The organism is Agrobacterium sp. fls2-241-TYG-188a, from assembly GCF_030209845.1.
In genome coordinates, this window is the sequence record NZ_JARVRD010000002.1 from 935,523 (window position 1) to 950,929 (window position 15,407).

Sequence of the window (15,407 nt, forward strand, 5' to 3'; positions counted from 1 at the left end):
GGTCAGGGAAAAATCCTAGAGTGCTCACAAAAATATTCGCCCATTGACATTTGAAAACCGTAGTGTTTTGTAATTATGGACAGCACGTCGCCGAGGCAAGGTTCACGCCGGACGGATGCTGCCATAGGGAGAAACGCATGTTTAAAGATATTGAATTTCCGGTTTCCGGTACCGTGTTGCGTGGGCGGCTTTTCCTGCCTGAAAACGCAACTGGCCCTGTTCCAGTGGTTATCGCCCATTCGGGAATCGGCAGTGTTGCCGAGGGTATTTACAGGGATGCCCCACACTATACCGGCGTTGGGCTCGGTGTGCTGTTTTACGATCATCGTGGCTACGGCTTGAGTGGAGGGGAGCCACGTCAGCTCGTCGACCCCTGGCAGTTCGGTCGCGATCTTCGAGACGTCATCACGCATCTGTCGTTGCGCCCCGAAATTGATGCCAGCCGGATTGCCGTTTGGGGCATCAGCCTTGGTGGCCAGGTCGCGCTGTTCGTGGCAGGAACCGACCGTCGCGTTGGCGCTGTTGTTGCGCTCGTTCCGCCAGTTTCTGGTTTTTCTGCAAGAAAATTGTTTGCCCCAGAAGCATTGAAGCGACTGGAAGACGCGATTTACGCAGACCGTGATGCGCAGATGCGGGGTGAGCCGCCCGTTACCTTGCAGGTTATTGGCGAGCAGAAGCCCGGCGGCCCTCCGGTCATGTTTACCGATCCATCCGGCATCGAATTCACCAAGCACTACAACAACATTCCAAGCTTCCGCAACGAACTGGCGATCGCGTCTCTCGACCGGCTGTTCGAAATGGAAACGCCTGCCTACGCAGAGCGCATCAAGGCGCCCCTCTTGCTCGTCCTTGCCTCTCAGGACACGGTTGCGCCAGTTGAAGATGCGCGGAAGATGTTTGAGATGGTTCCCGGTGAAAAGGAGCTGCTTGAATATCCCGGTCAGCACTACGGCATCCTTCTCGATCGATATCCAGAAATCGTCGCGCTGTCTGCTCGGTGGATAGCGAAGAAATTCGGCCTGGAGGCAGGCGAGTAAAGACCGACCTCGGCAGGCGTGCTGCGTCTTGCTGAAGTCTACACAAGTGTCGCCCGGTAACCGGGCGGCATCTTATCGGGTGGCCTGTCATTGGATTTGTGATCCAGACGTCCGCGATGGGTCTTACCGGGAGGGCGGTAGTCCCAGCCCCGATGACATCATCGCAACCGCAGCAGATGCCCGGCGTGAAAGCTCTTCGTTTCGCAACTCCTCTGCCTTGTCGGGAAAACCAAGGTAGCGAACAAGCGCGTCTCCCAGAGTGGCCCCCAACAGAAGATCCGCAACGGACTGGGCCGTGCCGGCGATGCTTATTTCCCCGCGTTCCATCAACAGTTCCAGACGTTCAGCAACCATGCGGGTCAGAACGTCATAGGCATTTTCGAAGAAATTCTGCGTTACGTCCGGCAGGCTTCGAGCTTCGGCTATAGCAAGTCTCGCCAAGGCAATCCGGCGCGGCTCGAGGAGAAAATGGGCAATGTGGAACAGCGTATCGCATAAGACCTTGCGAGGATCGTCTTCATCCGCAATCATCGGCAATGGCGGAACACTGTTCTGGAAATCCACGACGGCAGTGAATATGTCGCGCTTGTCGGGAAAGGTCTCATAAAGCGTCCGCTTTGACATGCCAGCGCGCTCCGCGATGCGGACCATCGTCGTATTGACGTAGCCGACCTCCACGAACAGCGCTTCCGCAGCATCCAGAATTCGTGCTCGACGTTCCTGCGCGGTCAATACCGGAGGGCGACCCGCACGAGGACCTTCTGCTTTGGCTTTGATCGATTCCATGCTTGCGTTTGCCTATTCATAGCGCGACAGGCGACAGTCTTCGCGCCCGGATTATGGTTCCTCTGGAAGTATGAAACGAAAAAGGGCGGCTAATATCAAGCCGCCCCACTTCGATTACTCCATTAGAGATGGAGCACAGGTGTCAATCAAGAGCATCCGCTCGTTGCGCCGCAAGTGTCGCACTTTTCGCATGTGCCGTTCCGCACCATGGTGAAGTTCTGGCACTCGGAGCACATGTTGCCGGTGTAGCCCTGGGCAATCGAGCGCATACGGCGTTCGGCTTCCTTTTTCTTGGCTTCCGTCTTGGCAGAGGCTGCGTCAGCAGCGGCTTTGTCGGAGAAGAGGGCGGTGGCTGCCTGTTCGGTTTCGGTGGCCAGCGATTCTTCTGCGATTTCTTCAGCCAGTTCCTTGGCGCGTTCCTCGTAATCACGCTTGAAAGCGACGACTTCCGAGGTGGAAGCGGCAATGGCTGGCTCGAGCTTGCGGACCGTGTTGCCGGAGATCTGCGTCACGTTGCCGGAAGCGCGGGCAGGTGCGGCGGTGGCCGATCCCTTGGGCTCGGAACCCGTACGCTCGCTGCCGCTGCCGGAAACCAGCGTTGGCTTGTAACCGCGGGTCCAGCCGGTGGACAGAAGGTTTGTCTTGCCTTCCTGAATGCCTTTTCCGAGTGCCGTCTGCGAGAAGTCTGACGTATCCACATGGGCCAGATCGTGACGGCCAAGGTAGGAAACGGCGAGTTCGCGGAACACGTAGTCGAGGATCGACGTCGCGTTCTTGATCGCGTCATTGCCGATGACCATGCCGGCTGGTTCGAACTTGGTGAAGGTGAAGGCCTCTACATATTCTTCCAGTGGTACGCCATATTGCAGGCCGAGCGAGATGGCGATGGCGAAGTTGTTCATCATGGCACGGAAAGCGGCGCCTTCCTTGTGCATATCGATGAAGATTTCGCCGAGGCGTCCGTCACCGAATTCGCCGGTGCGGAGGTATACCTTGTGGCCGCCGACGGCTGCCTTCTGGGTGTAACCCTGACGGCGGTTCGGAAGCTTTTCACGCTCGCGGCTGACACGCTCAATCACGCGCTCGATGATCTTTTCGGTGATGGTGACGGCCTGCGCTGCCTGTGGCTGAGCGATCAGCTCGTCCAGTGCATCTTCGTTGTCATCATCTTCGACCAGCGAAGCGTTAAGCGGCTGGGACAGCTTCGAGCCATCGCGGTAAAGCGCGTTGGCCTTCAAAGCCAGCTTCCAGGACAGCATGTAGGCTGCGCCGCAATCTTCAACCGTTGCATCATTCGGCATGTTGATGGTCTTGGAAATCGCACCCGAGATGAAGGGCTGCGCTGCCGCCATCATGCGGATGTGGCTTTCAACCGAGAGGTAGCGCTTGCCGATCTTGCCGCATGGGTTGGCGCAATCGAAGACAGGCAGATGCTCGTCCTTGAGGAACGGTGCGCCTTCCAGCGTCATCGCGCCGCAAACATGCACGTTGGCCGCTTCGATATCCTTCTTCGAGAAGCCGATGTGCTCAAGCAGGTTGAAGCTCATGTCCGACAGCTGCTCGTCGGAAACCTTGAGGGTCTCCTTGAGGAAGTCAGCGCCGAGCGTCCACTGGTTGAAGACGAACTTGATGTCGAAGGCGGCTTTCAGCGCGCCGTTGACGGCTTCAATCTTCTCATCGGTAAAGCCCTTGGCGCGCAGGGTCGACGCGTTGATGGCAGGAGCCTGGTTGAGATTGCCATGGCCGACTGCGTAGGCTTCGATCTCGGCGATCTGGCTTTCGGAGTAGCCGAGCGAGCGCAGGGATTCCGGCACAGCGCGGTTGATGATCTTGAAGTAGCCGCCACCGGCCAGCTTCTTGAACTTCACCAGTGCGAAGTCTGGCTCGATACCGGTCGTGTCGCAATCCATGACGAGGCCGATTGTGCCTGTTGGTGCAATAACGGTGGTCTGGGCGTTGCGGTAGCCATGCTTCTCGCCAAGCTCCAGAGCCTTGTCCCATGCGGCGACCGCGTGGGTGATGAGGTCAGGATCCGTGCAATCCGCATGGATGAGCGCAACCGGGTTTACCGACAGGCCTTCATAGCCATAGGCAAGACCCTGGGCAGCACGGCGGTGGTTCCTGATAACGCGCAGCATGTTGTCGCGGTTCGGCGCAAAGCCCGGGAAGGGGCCAAGCTCGCCAGCCATTTCAGCTGACGTTGCGTAGGAAACGCCCGTCATGATGGCAGTCAAGGCACCGGCAATCGCACGGCCTTCATCGCTGTCGTAAGGAATGCCCGAGGACATCAAGAGGCCACCGATGTTGGCATAGCCGAGGCCCAGCGTGCGGTATTCGTAAGAGCGTTCGGCAATTTCCTTGGATGGGAACTGAGCCATCATGACCGAGACTTCGAGAACGACAGTCCACAGACGAACGGCATGTTCGTAATCGGCAATATCGATCTTCTTGGTCTGGGCGTCCTTGAACTGAAGCAGGTTCAGCGAAGCAAGGTTGCAGGCCGTATCGTCAAGGAACATGTATTCCGAGCAAGGGTTGGATGCGCGGATGGGGCCAGCGGCTGGCGATGTATGCCAGTCGTTCATGGTGGTGTTGAAGTGCAGGCCCGGGTCAGCCGATGCCCATGCAGCGTGGGAAATCTTTTCCCAGAGCGCACGTGCCTTCAGCGTCTTCATGACCTTGCCGTCCTTGCGGGCGGTGAGGTTCCAGTCACCATCATCTTCAACGGCGCGCAGGAAGTCATCCTTCAGTGACACGGAGTTGTTGGAGTTCTGGCCCGAAACCGTGAGGTAGGCTTCCGAATCCCAATCGGTGTCGTAGGTCTTGAATTCGATTTCCTTGTAGCCCTGCTGGGCGAACTGGATGACGCGCTTGACGTAGTTCTCAGGAACCATGTCCTTCTTGGCAGCGCGGATTTCGCGCTTCAAGGCAGGGTTCTTGGCGGGGTCGAAGCAATCGCCATTATCGGCTTCGCAGTTGACGCAGGCCTTCATGATGGCCTTGAGGTGCTTGGCAACGATCTTGGAACCCGTAACGAGGGCAGCAACCTTCTGCTCTTCGTTCACCTTCCAGTCGATGTAAGCTTCGATATCGGGATGGTCCGCATCAACCACGACCATCTTGGCCGCACGACGGGTGGTGCCGCCGGACTTGATGGCGCCAGCGGCGCGGTCACCGATCTTGAGGAAGCTCATGAGGCCCGAGGAGCGACCGCCGCCGGACAGCTTTTCGCCTTCGCCACGCAGGTATGAGAAGTTGGAGCCGGTGCCGGAGCCGTATTTGAACAGGCGCGCTTCACGAACCCAAAGATCCATGATGCCGCCTTCATTGACCAGATCGTCTTCAACGGACTGGATGAAGCAGGCATGGGGCTGGGGGTGTTCGTAAGACGACTTGGACTTGGTCAGCTTGCCGGTGAAGGGGTCGACATAGAAGTGGCCCTGGCCGGGACCATCAATGCCATAGGCCCAATGCAGACCCGTGTTGAACCACTGTGGAGAGTTTGGCGCAACGCGCTGGGTGGCCAGCATGTAAGCCAGCTCATCCTTGAAGGCGAGGGCGTCTTCTTCCGAGGAGAAATACTTGCCCTTCCAGCCCCAATAAGCCCATGTGCCGGCCAGACGGTCAAAAACCTGACGCGCATCGATTTCGGAGCCGTAACGCTCACCTTCGGGAATATCCTTCATCGCCTTTTCATCGGCAACGGAGCGCCAGAGGAAGGAAGGAACGTCGTTTTCCTCAACCTTCTTCAGACGAGCAGGGACGCCAGCCTTGCGGAAATATTTCTGCGCCAGAACGTCTGTCGCAACCTGGGAGAACTGCGCGGGAACGTCGATATCGGCCAGGCGGAAGACGATGGAGCCATCCGGGTTCTTGATCTCGCTGACCGCCTTTCGGAATTCAATCTCTGCATAAGGAGACTGGCCGGGCTTGGTGAAGCGGCGTTCGATGCGCATTGTCTTAATCCTCGTCTTGGGCGCCCAGGGCCAGGGCGCAAAAATTCTCTCCGGCTTCGCGCCTCGTACGCGCAGCCGGTTGATGTCTTTCACAGTTGAAACGATCATCCTTGGATGTCGTTCCTCTATCTCGTGGTGATTTCGGCTGCAAGCATACTATATATAGTATTAACAGTTTGCTGTCGCCATATATCCCGCATTTGTTTTGGCAACACGTTTCCGTTCACAGACAGCCGATTGCGTTCCACCCCCTCATGGCCGGAACGCAGGCAAACGCGTGAACTGAAACTGGAAAGAACCTGTGGTGAGAAACCCGATTCCATTGCCGCCGCAACATGACATTACATTGCGGGATATGAGGTGATTCCGTCAAGGCCTAGTTTGAAGGGCTTTATTAACCACAAGATATTGTGTGGGGCGCCTGTGGAAAACGGGGAAAGAAAAAGGCATTATAAAATTCAGTAACTTGGATCAATTTTAACCATATTTGAGCCGACGTCCTCACGTTGCGGAAGGCGACTATCTTCTTTTTTCGCGCAAAATTTCAGTGTTGTGTACAAGCAACAGAAGGGTGATTTCCACAGAAGCCGATTTTCGTGTTGACGAGACAGTTCCTGAAAAACGGACATGAAAAAGGCCACCCGAAGGCAGCCTTTGAAACCGGTATGGTGGTTCAGAAAAACGGCATTTAACCGCGCGAGCCCTTTGCAATCGGCTCCTGATAGGTGAAGCCGAGATCCCATGGGAAATAGATCCACGTGTCCTGGCTGACTTCTGTAATGAAGGTGTCGATGGTCGGCACGCCCTTGGGCTTGGCGTAGACGCAGGCGAAATGAGCCTTGGGCAGCATTTCCCGCACTTCGATTGCCGTTTTGCCAGTGTCGGTCAGGTCGTCGATGACGAGAATGCCTTCGCCGCCCTTTTCCAGCAATTCGGGAGAGATACCTTTCAGGAGCTGCGTCTCACCCTGATTGATATAATCATGGCGCGTTGCGATGCAGACGGTATCGATGAGGCGGATGTTCAATTCGCGCGAGATGATCGCTGCGGGAACAAGGCCACCGCGCGTAATGCAGACGATGGCGGTGAACTCCTGGTCCAGGCCGGCCAGACGCCATGCCAGAGCACGGGCATCGCGGTGAAATTGATCCCATGAGACGGGAAAGGCTTTATCGGGAAGGGACATGGGGCGTCTACCATCTGGTCAAAATTGTCGATGGCTTTGGCTAATAGCGGCAACATCGCCAGAAAGGCAAGGGCGGGAGGCCTTTCTATGGATTGTTTCCCGCCTTGCCGCGCAAAAAAGCCAAGTGGCCGTCTATTGGCTTTTGTCGGCAAAGGCACCGATCACGCGGTTTCGACCCGTTTCCTTCGCGCGGTAAAGGGCTGCGTCGGCGCGACGCAACAATTGCTGTAAGCGCTCGTCAGCTTCCGCCTGGACAACGCCAAAACTGCAAGTGATGCGTCCCCTTGGGAGGGGTTCGAGATAGCACTCCTGAAACGCAGCCCGCAGGCGCTCGGCAATCTTCAGCGCCGCTTCACCGGACGTGCGGGGCAAGATGATGCAGAACTCCTCGCCGCCAATGCGCGAGGCGAGATCGTAAGGGCGCAGAGAGTCCTTCACGATTTCCCCAACAATCATCAGCACGTTGTCGCCTACATCATGGCCGTAATCGTCATTGATCATCTTGAAGTTATCGAGATCGAACAGGACCATCGAGAGGGGCTCGCCCGCCCTTTGCGCGCGGGACTGCAATCCGGGAACCTGCTCCGTCAGCGAGCGGCGGTTGCCCAGGCCGGTCAGAAAGTCCGTGGTGGCCTGATGCTTCAGCTTCTTCGTCAGTTCTTCCAGCTGTACGAGAATCGATTTGGTCGCGTCCGTCACCACGGCGATCTCATCCTTGCCGGGCGCAAGAAGTTTGAGAACGCACTTGTCGTCAGGATATTTCTGCAAGGCTGCTGCCAGATGTTGGAGCGGCCTGATGAACCGCCACATCACCAGCAGGCACACCCCCGTGCCGACAACAGTGGCAACCAATATCAATGTGAAAATGGAGACCGGGCCGGTGTCAAGGCCGGTTAGAAGATAAACGACCAGGGCGATCAGAGGGACGTGAACACTCAGGAAAGAAACGAGAAAAATCTTGGCAATCAGTGAGCGTTGCAGAATTGACATCAGCGGGCGTCTCTCAGTCTCTGTCCTGACCCGGTATGGTGACGGATCGTTTTGAAATTCAACGGGAAACGAAATCGACTTCAAACAAAGCAATTCCGTGGCGATGCGCGACGGAATGTATTCACGGAATCTAATTTTTCAATTCCTGATGTTGTAGATGATTTCTCTTGGAGCCGCGCTTCGTGGATTAACCCATGCGCTGCAGTTGCTCGGTTGCCATGTACAGCAAGCGCTTTCAGGATTTTTGCCAGTCGGCATCGGTAGATGAAAAGCGCGCAGATTCTCTCGCGAATAAGGCTCGAAACAGGACATTGCTTCAACCCACCGCCAATTCACAGACAAAATAAGCCCCTGTTTTGAATGAACAATCCTTGTTTTCCAGGGCGTGTGGCCGGCTCCGTCATTTTTTTGTCAAAAGGTGCATTTTCCCGCTTGCGGTATCAAAAAGCTCTGACTATAAGGGCGCCACACCGCAAGTGTTACGCGCCCTTCGTCTATCGGTTAGGACGTCAGATTTTCATTCTGAAAAGAGGGGTTCGACTCCCCTAGGGCGTACCACTTCTCCATTCTCTCCTCGTTATTCTTATGCCGCTGCCAAGAATTGGCCGAATGTGTCTGCGAATAGCTGACGAGCTCTCCCTCCCATTCGTCGGTCCAGTTTCGCAGTTGACGGAACGCTCGATACGGCGATTGTAGCATCCGGCATTCCGGAGGAGAGATCAGTGACATCAGCCGCACCATTTTCGCTTGTTGGTATAGATCACGTCGTTCTGTTGGTGGACGACATGGGCAAGGCCCTTCGTTTCTATCATGAGGTCATGGGCTGCCGGCCGGGCTATTCCTATCCCGCCCTGGGCATGGAGCAAGTATGGTGCGGCGCATCGCTGATCGTGTTGTGGGATATCACGCATCCCGGCGGGCAGAAGGCTGCGCCGCCTGTGGCTGGAGGTCGCAATGTTGATCACATCTGTATAGCGACCGGACCATTCGAGCATGATGCCCTGCGGGTGCATCTCGAAAATCATGGTGTGGCCATTCACCGGGAAGCGATGCATGGCGGGGCGAGGGGCATGGGTCACTCCTTCTATATTTATGATCCCTTCGGCAATATGCTGGAGATAAAGGGCCCGGCAGAATATCCGGACGGGCGTGAACAGGCTTCGTGACGCCCCAGAACACGCTTTCCTGAACTGGCGCCATGCAACCTGCTTGCAAAACGGGAGTTGTTACGCAAATACAATTTGCGGAGCATTAACCATGACAACATTCATTCGCCCGCTTGCGGCCGCCTTGGCCTTCTGCGGTCTCAGCGCCTGCCTCGTCAACGAAGCCAAGGCGGAAACCGGCGTCGTTCGCACCGAAATGTCGCATTACACCGGCAAGTGGCTGGAAATCGGGCGTACCCCCATGTGGCTAACGGATGGTTGCGTTGCAGGCTTCACCATCTACAAACCCGGCGATGCACCCAATAAGATCGCCGTCCAGGATGGCTGTCGCGAGGGCTCACCGCAGGGAGAGTTGAAGACAGTCGATGGCATAGGAACGATCAACGATTACAAGGCAACCAACGCCAAGCTGAAAGTCCGGTATCCGCTGTTCATCACCTTCAATTATTGGGTCAGATACCAGTCGCCGGACCGCAGCTGGTTCATCAGTTCCGATCCAGACATGAAAAACCTCTGGATCTACGCACGAAGCGTGCCGTCTAAAGCCAAGCTGGCGGTGATGGTGAAGAAAGCGAAGGAACTGGGATACGACACCAGCAAGCTGGAATTCCCGGAATTCTAAAAAACCAAGCCTGAAGTCAAAAAAATGCCCGCGTTGACCGCGGGCATTTCTGTTTCTGCTAGATGGATTGTTTACTCAACGACGGTTTCACGACGGCGTTCGGTATGGGCAGCACCCATGTTGCCACCAAAGAGAGCGGCAACCGCACCAAGAAGCAGTGCACCAAATGCGACATAGGAACCAGTCGATACGGCAGTCGCCGTTGCCTGGGCAGCCTCGGTAGCGCGGACCTTGGCCTGTTCTACAGCCTGCTTGTACTGGTTTTCATAGTCTGTGACCTGCTGACGGGCCTGATCGACAGGAATTCCCTGGGCGCGAGCAAGAGCGTCTGCTGCACGGTTGCGTGCATCTTCCGCCTGGGCCTGATCTCCTGTCAGGGCTGCACGAACGGCGCTGACCGCTGCATCACGCAGAGCCTGCGGATCGTTGCCGCCGCTTGCTTCACGAATTCGCTGCTCGATCGTTGCAACGGGGTTGCTGGCATTGGCTAGCGAAGGCGCTGCCGCAGTGGTTGCCGTTGCAATTGTCGAACCTGCGCCGGAGAAAACGCTGGTCACGCCGGAGAATGCACCACCGACCAGTGCACCAACGGAAGTGGTCAGCATGTAGAAGACGACGAGCGTGGTGACGGCCCATGTGGTCAGGCCATGCAGGGCGCCCGTCGAGCGTACGACTCGGCCAGACATGCGGCTGGCGACATAAGCGCCGACGAAGGCTGCAATGATGCCGCTGACAATCATCCAGATGACAGAGCCGGTGGACAGCGACGCAGCCGCCGGCGTGTCATTCTGCGCTGGGTCGATAACGCCCGCACCGATGGCCAGACCAAGAAGATTGAGAAGAAGGTGGAGGGAAAGGGCAATCGCCACACCGGCGAAAACACCACCCCAAGAAATATTGGTAATCGAATCCCGCATGACAGGAGCGCGAACGCCTGTTGTGGACGATGTATATATTGTCTGATCAGTCATTATTGATCTCCTGTGAAGCAACGCGAGATCGCGTGTGCCATCACAACGGAAATTTTGTCCGTTAGTTCCGCCACTGACTAGGAAATACTAATTTAGATCGAGCGTCTTTCTGAGGCAATTATCGCTTTCTATTTCAAGCATTTGCGACGGCGCTGCATCTGAGCGCGCCGCCCCTCAGAAGTGGCTGTCGTGAAATCCTACCTGTCCAGGCGTTTACGTAACCGTCCCGCGAGATCCTGAATATATTGCCATGCTACACGACCGGACCTACCGCCACGTGTCGTTGCCCACTGCAATGCCTCGTGATGCAGGGTTTCGCGGTCCAATCCGAGGTCGAAGTGGTCTGCGTAGCCATCGATCATGATAAGGTAGTCGTCCTGGCTGCATTTGTGAAAACCGAGCCAAAGCCCGAATCGGTCGGACAGCGATACCTTTTCTTCGACCGCTTCCGACGGATTGATGGCTGTCGACTGCTCATTCTCCATCATGTGCCGCGGCAAGAGATGTCGGCGGTTCGATGTTGCGTAGAAGAGGACATTGTCCGGACGACCTTCTATGCCGCCATCCAGTGCTGCCTTCAGCGATTTGTAGGCGGTGTCGTCGTGGTCAAAGGACAGGTCGTCGCAGAACACGATCACGCGCTGGTCTGACGTCTTCAGGATGTCCATGAGAGCGGGCAGGGTGTGAATGTCCTCGCGGTGGACTTCCACGAGCTTCAGCGGCACGCCAGCCGCCACCCGCACGTCTTCGTGAACGGCTTTGACAAGCGATGATTTACCCATGCCGCGAGCACCCCATAAAAGCACGTTGTTTGCGGCAAAGCCCTCTGCGAACCGCAGGGTGTTTTCGTGAAGGATATCGCGAACATGATCGACACCACGAATGAGTTTCAGCGCAACGCGGTTGGGCCGTGCGACGGGCTGAAGCCAGGAATTGACCGGCACCCAGACGAAGCAATCCGCGCTGTTCCAGTCATTTACAGCGGGTGCAGGGCCAGCAAGACGTTCCAGGGCCGCCGCCAGGCGGCGTACTTGGGAAAGCAAAGCCAGATTTGTTTCGTCCGATGTCATATTCTCGTCTCCAGCACGAACTGAAACGTCTGATCCATCTTGTATGAAGCGGGCGCTACAGTAGAATTTACGCGGGTTAGCATGGTGTTTATCGCCTTGAAAGGTTATGAGGCGTGGAAACGGTACGGCGGACTGTCCGTGTCTGTTGCATTCTAGGGGATCGCAACTATATTCCGGCGGCTTGAAAGCCGGCCAGTGGCTAAGACTGCGCCCGAAAATCTGAGGAGTTCTTTATGTTCATTAGCCAAGCTTTTGCCCAGGACGCGGCAGCTGCCCCTTCCGCTCTAGGGTCTGGCCTTGAAATGCTTTTCCTGTTTGCCCCGCTCATGGTGGTCTGGTATTTTTTCCTGATCCGTCCGCAGCGGGCGCAGTTGAAGAAGCGTCAGGAAACGCTGACGGCTATTCGCCGTGGTGATCAGGTCGTTCTCGGCGGCGGCATCGTCGGCAAGGTGACCAAGGTCATCGACGATAACGAGCTGGAAGTCGAAATCGCCGAAGGCGTGAAGGTTCGTGCATCGCGCACCTATATCGCCGAAGTGCGCGTCAAGGGTGAGCCGGTGAAAACCGAAGCCCCTGCAAACACCAAGTAACAATAAGCAGGTTGCGGCTAACGCAGCCTGGGTTCTGACACCCAACCCTGACCGAGACCTAAATGCTTCATTTTTCCCGCTGGAAAACAGCCTTTATCTGGCTTGCCGTGCTGATAAGCGTGTTCATCGCTTCTCCTAATCTGTTCACCGACAAGCAGCTGGAGGGTATGCCTTCCTGGTACAAGGACAATAAGGTAACGCTAGGTCTCGACCTTCAGGGTGGCTCCCACATCATGCTCAAGATCGAGCGTTCCGACATCGTGAAGGAACGTCTCGAAACCATTGTGGGCGATGTGCGCACGCAGTTGAGAGACGCAAACATCCGCTATTCCGGCCTCGCCGGAAACGGTCAGCAGATTCAGGTTCGCATCAGCGACCCCGCGCAATACGAGGCCGCAAAGACGGCCTTGCGGGATGTCGTGCTGCCTGTCTCTTCGGGCACTCTGGTCGGCACATCGATCACGGAAGTGACGATGAGCGATGGTGGCGACAATCTTCTGCGTCTCAATCTGACGGATGAGGGAATCAATTACCGCCTGTCTTCGGCTGTCTCCCAGTCGATCGAAGTCGTTCGCCGCCGCGTGGACGAAGTCGGTACGACCGAGCCGCTCATCCAGCGTCAGGGTTCGGACCGCATCATCGTTCAGGTTCCCGGTCTGCAGGACCCGCAGCGCCTGAAGTCGCTGTTGAACCAGACGGCCAAGCTGTCCTTCCGCATGGTCGATACATCCATGCCGGTCCAGGAAGCCCTGAACGGTCGTCCTCCGGCAACGTCGGAAATCCTCTATTCGCAGGACGATCCGCCGGTCCCCTATCTGGTAGAACGCCGGGCACTGGTTTCGGGCGACAACCTCGTGGATTCGCAGGCCAGCTTCAATCAGCAGACCAATGAACCCGTCGTCACCTTCCGTTTCGACAGCCGTGGCGCGCAGCGTTTTGCGCAGGCCACCCAGCAGAATGTCGGCAAGCCTTTCGCAATCGTTCTCGACAATCAGGTCATCTCCGCGCCTGTGATCCGCGAACCTATCATCGGCGGTTCCGGCCAGATTTCCGGCAACTTCTCGGTTCAGGGCGCCAATGACCTCGCAGTTCTGCTGCGTGCAGGTGCTCTTCCGGCAACGCTGACGGTTGTTGAAGAACGCACCGTTGGCCCAAGCCTTGGTAGCGACTCTATCAATGCAGGCCTGATGGCCAGCGGCATCGGTGCCGCCGCCGTCGTCATCTTCATGTTTGTCTTCTACGGCTTCTTCGGCTTGCTGGCGAACATCGCGCTGATCGTCAACATCGTCATGCTGCTGGCAGTGCTCAGTATCATCGGTTCGACGCTGACCTTGCCGGGTATTGCCGGTATCGTTTTGACCATCGGTATGGCGGTCGACTCCAACGTTCTGATCTACGAGCGTATTCGTGAAGAGGTGAGGAGCGGCAAGCCGCTGATTTCTTCGCTAGAGAGCGGTTTTACCCGAGCCTTTGCGACCATCATGGATGCGAACATCACAACCCTGATCGTTGCCAGCGTTCTGTTCTACATGGGTACGGGTCCGGTCAAGGGCTTTGCGGTTACGCTCGCCGTGGGTATCGTTACCACCGTGTTCACCGCCTACACGCTGACCGCGTGGATGTTTGGTGTGTGGGTTCGTCGCAGCCGTCCGAAGGTTCTGCCAAAGGGAATTCGCACCGCGATTTTCGATGGCAAGGACATACCTTTCATGCGCTATCGTCGCTATGTCTTCATCTTGAGCGGCATTGTCATGCTCGCTTGCGTTGGCGGCTTCGCGACCAAGGGCCTGAACCTCGGCATCGATTTCCAGGGCGGCTCCGTTATAGAGGTCAAGGCTAAGCAGGGCGATGCCGATATCGCGGATATCCGTGATCGCCTGAGCCAGCTGAATCTGGGTGAAATCCAGGCGCAGGGCTTTGGAACGGCGCAGGATGTGCTGATCCGCATTCAGGCGCAGGAAGGCGGCGAGAATGCCGAACAGTCTGCAATCACGCTGGTGCGTGGCGAGCTTGAGGATAAATACGAGTTCCGCCGCGTTGAAGTGGTTGGTCCGGCGGTTTCGGGCGATCTGACCTTTACCTCCACCATCGGTATTGCGCTCGCCATGGTCGCCATCATGGCCTATATCTGGGTCCGCTTCGAATGGCAGTTCGCGCTCGGCGCCATCATCTCGATGGTTCATGACGTGGTCTTCACCATTGGTCTGTTCGTGTTCTTGGGAATCGAATTCAACCTCACCAGTATCGCGGCCATTCTGACGATTATCGGTTACTCCTTGAACGATACGGTGGTCATCTACGACCGTATTCGAGAAAACCTGCGTCGCTACAAGAAGATGCCGCTTTCGATGATCATCGACGTTTCGTTGAACCAGACACTTTCGCGTACGATCCTGACCGGTCTTACCGTTATGCTGGCGCTGCTTGCGCTCTACCTGTTCGGCGGCGAAGTCATTCGCTCCTTCACCTTCGCCATGCTGTTTGGTGTCGGTATCGGCGTCTTCTCCTCCGTCTATATTGCTGCGCCGGTGCTGATTGCCTTCAAGCTGCGCCCGTCTGGCAATGATGCCGAAGACGATAAGGCCGATGCCAAGAATGGCGCCATCGGCGGCAAGCCGGCCGTCTGATGGCAGGTGGTATAGAAATACGCCCGGCCCATTTCCCCGGCCGGGCGCCCATCGATGCATACGGCAATGGCGGTTTTCGTTTCGCCGACATGTCGCATCGCGGGTCAATTTTGTGTCTGCCTTCAGGAATTCATGGTTGGAATGTTACCGATCCCGCAAAGATCACTCTCGAGGATCTCTCGAAAGCCATCGAGCAGGCTGGTGAGATAGAGTTTCTGCTGGTCGGAACAGGTGATGGAATGCGCCTTCTTCCCAAAGAACTGAGAGCAGCTTTGAAAGAAGCCGGTATTTCTGTTGACGCCATGAGCACAGGTGCCGCCGTGCGGACCTACAATATCATGCTCTCGGAATCACGCGCCGTTGCAGCGGCGCTCGTGGCCGTGGAAGGCTGAGAGGCACTTACAGC

General features: G+C 56.6%; 12 protein-coding genes and 1 tRNA gene. 7 read left to right on the forward strand and 6 right to left on the reverse strand.

What is annotated here, in order from left to right:
* Positions 1–137 precede the first annotated feature (137 nt).
* Positions 138–1,037, forward strand: a complete 900-nt coding sequence (locus tag QRN85_RS11325; RefSeq protein ID WP_284758071.1) for an alpha/beta hydrolase — start codon at positions 138–140, stop codon at positions 1,035–1,037.
* 123 nt (positions 1,038–1,160) lie between these two features.
* Here QRN85_RS11325 and QRN85_RS11330 read toward each other — a convergent pair whose 3' ends face one another.
* The 4 genes from QRN85_RS11330 to QRN85_RS11345 form a co-directional block, all read right to left on the reverse strand.
* The gene (locus QRN85_RS11330; RefSeq protein ID WP_284758073.1) at positions 1,161–1,823 is read right to left on the reverse strand and encodes a TetR/AcrR family transcriptional regulator; all 663 of its coding nucleotides are present in this window, start codon (positions 1,821–1,823) and stop codon (positions 1,161–1,163) included.
* 146 nt (positions 1,824–1,969) lie between these two features.
* Positions 1,970–5,779, reverse strand: a complete 3,810-nt coding sequence (locus QRN85_RS11335; protein WP_284758074.1) for a vitamin B12-dependent ribonucleotide reductase — start codon at positions 5,777–5,779, stop codon at positions 1,970–1,972.
* 688 nt (positions 5,780–6,467) lie between these two features.
* Positions 6,468–6,965 carry a xanthine phosphoribosyltransferase gene (gene gpt / locus QRN85_RS11340; protein ID WP_062587135.1) on the reverse strand — a complete coding sequence of 166 codons (498 nt, stop codon included), beginning with the start codon at positions 6,963–6,965 and terminating at the stop codon, positions 6,468–6,470.
* A gap of 132 nt (positions 6,966–7,097) precedes the next feature.
* Complete coding sequence (locus QRN85_RS11345) at positions 7,098–7,955, reverse strand: GGDEF domain-containing protein (RefSeq protein ID WP_284758076.1); 858 nt, start codon at positions 7,953–7,955, stop codon at positions 7,098–7,100.
* Positions 7,956–8,438: 483 nt separating this feature from the next.
* Between QRN85_RS11345 and QRN85_RS11350 the strand changes: the two genes are divergently transcribed.
* From QRN85_RS11350 to QRN85_RS11360, 3 genes are all read left to right on the forward strand, one after another.
* A tRNA-Glu gene (locus QRN85_RS11350) sits at positions 8,439–8,513 on the forward strand.
* Positions 8,514–8,677: 164 nt separating this feature from the next.
* Positions 8,678–9,121: a VOC family protein gene (locus tag QRN85_RS11355; protein WP_062587137.1), complete on the forward strand. Its 444-nt coding sequence runs from the start codon at positions 8,678–8,680 to the stop codon at positions 9,119–9,121.
* 91 nt (positions 9,122–9,212) lie between these two features.
* Complete coding sequence (locus tag QRN85_RS11360; protein WP_350225069.1) at positions 9,213–9,743, forward strand: lipocalin family protein; 531 nt, start codon at positions 9,213–9,215, stop codon at positions 9,741–9,743.
* A gap of 71 nt (positions 9,744–9,814) precedes the next feature.
* On the opposite strand, the gene QRN85_RS11365 is transcribed toward QRN85_RS11360, so the two are convergent.
* Positions 9,815–10,714: a YrzE family protein gene (locus tag QRN85_RS11365; RefSeq protein ID WP_502870763.1), complete on the reverse strand. Its 900-nt coding sequence runs from the start codon at positions 10,712–10,714 to the stop codon at positions 9,815–9,817.
* A gap of 197 nt (positions 10,715–10,911) precedes the next feature.
* A complete protein-coding gene (locus tag QRN85_RS11370) occupies positions 10,912–11,784 on the reverse strand; it encodes an ATP-binding protein (protein ID WP_284758078.1) in 873 nt (290 codons plus the stop codon).
* Between the two features lie 233 nt (positions 11,785–12,017).
* Between QRN85_RS11370 and yajC the strand changes: the two genes are divergently transcribed.
* The 3 genes from yajC (at position 12,018) to QRN85_RS11385 (ending at position 15,393) form a co-directional block, all read left to right on the forward strand.
* Positions 12,018–12,374, forward strand: a complete 357-nt coding sequence (gene yajC / locus QRN85_RS11375; protein ID WP_112961562.1) for a preprotein translocase subunit YajC — start codon at positions 12,018–12,020, stop codon at positions 12,372–12,374.
* A gap of 62 nt (positions 12,375–12,436) precedes the next feature.
* The gene (secDF, locus tag QRN85_RS11380) at positions 12,437–15,001 is read left to right on the forward strand and encodes a protein translocase subunit SecDF (protein WP_113093632.1); all 2,565 of its coding nucleotides are present in this window, start codon (positions 12,437–12,439) and stop codon (positions 14,999–15,001) included.
* Positions 15,001–15,393 carry an Mth938-like domain-containing protein gene (locus QRN85_RS11385; protein ID WP_062587142.1) on the forward strand — a complete coding sequence of 131 codons (393 nt, stop codon included), beginning with the start codon at positions 15,001–15,003 and terminating at the stop codon, positions 15,391–15,393. Before secDF ends, QRN85_RS11385 begins: the two co-directional genes overlap by 1 nt.
* The last annotated feature ends 14 nt before the right edge of the window (positions 15,394–15,407 follow it).

Coding starts and splice junctions, on each gene's coding strand:
- QRN85_RS11325 (WP_284758071.1), top strand. CDS start 138: ATGTTTAAAGATATTGAATTTCCGGTTTCCGGTACCGTGTTGCGTGGG.
- QRN85_RS11330 (WP_284758073.1), bottom strand. CDS start 1,823: ATGGAATCGATCAAAGCCAAAGCAGAAGGTCCTCGTGCGGGTCGCCCT.
- QRN85_RS11335 (WP_284758074.1), bottom strand. CDS start 5,779: ATGCGCATCGAACGCCGCTTCACCAAGCCCGGCCAGTCTCCTTATGCA.
- gpt (WP_062587135.1), bottom strand. CDS start 6,965: ATGTCCCTTCCCGATAAAGCCTTTCCCGTCTCATGGGATCAATTTCAC.
- QRN85_RS11345 (WP_284758076.1), bottom strand. CDS start 7,955: ATGTCAATTCTGCAACGCTCACTGATTGCCAAGATTTTTCTCGTTTCT.
- QRN85_RS11360 (WP_350225069.1), top strand. CDS start 9,213: ATGACAACATTCATTCGCCCGCTTGCGGCCGCCTTGGCCTTCTGCGGT.
- QRN85_RS11365 (WP_502870763.1), bottom strand. CDS start 10,714: ATGACTGATCAGACAATATATACATCGTCCACAACAGGCGTTCGCGCT.
- QRN85_RS11370 (WP_284758078.1), bottom strand. CDS start 11,784: ATGACATCGGACGAAACAAATCTGGCTTTGCTTTCCCAAGTACGCCGC.
- yajC (WP_112961562.1), top strand. CDS start 12,018: ATGTTCATTAGCCAAGCTTTTGCCCAGGACGCGGCAGCTGCCCCTTCC.
- secDF (WP_113093632.1), top strand. CDS start 12,437: ATGCTTCATTTTTCCCGCTGGAAAACAGCCTTTATCTGGCTTGCCGTG.
- QRN85_RS11385 (WP_062587142.1), top strand. CDS start 15,001: ATGGCAGGTGGTATAGAAATACGCCCGGCCCATTTCCCCGGCCGGGCG.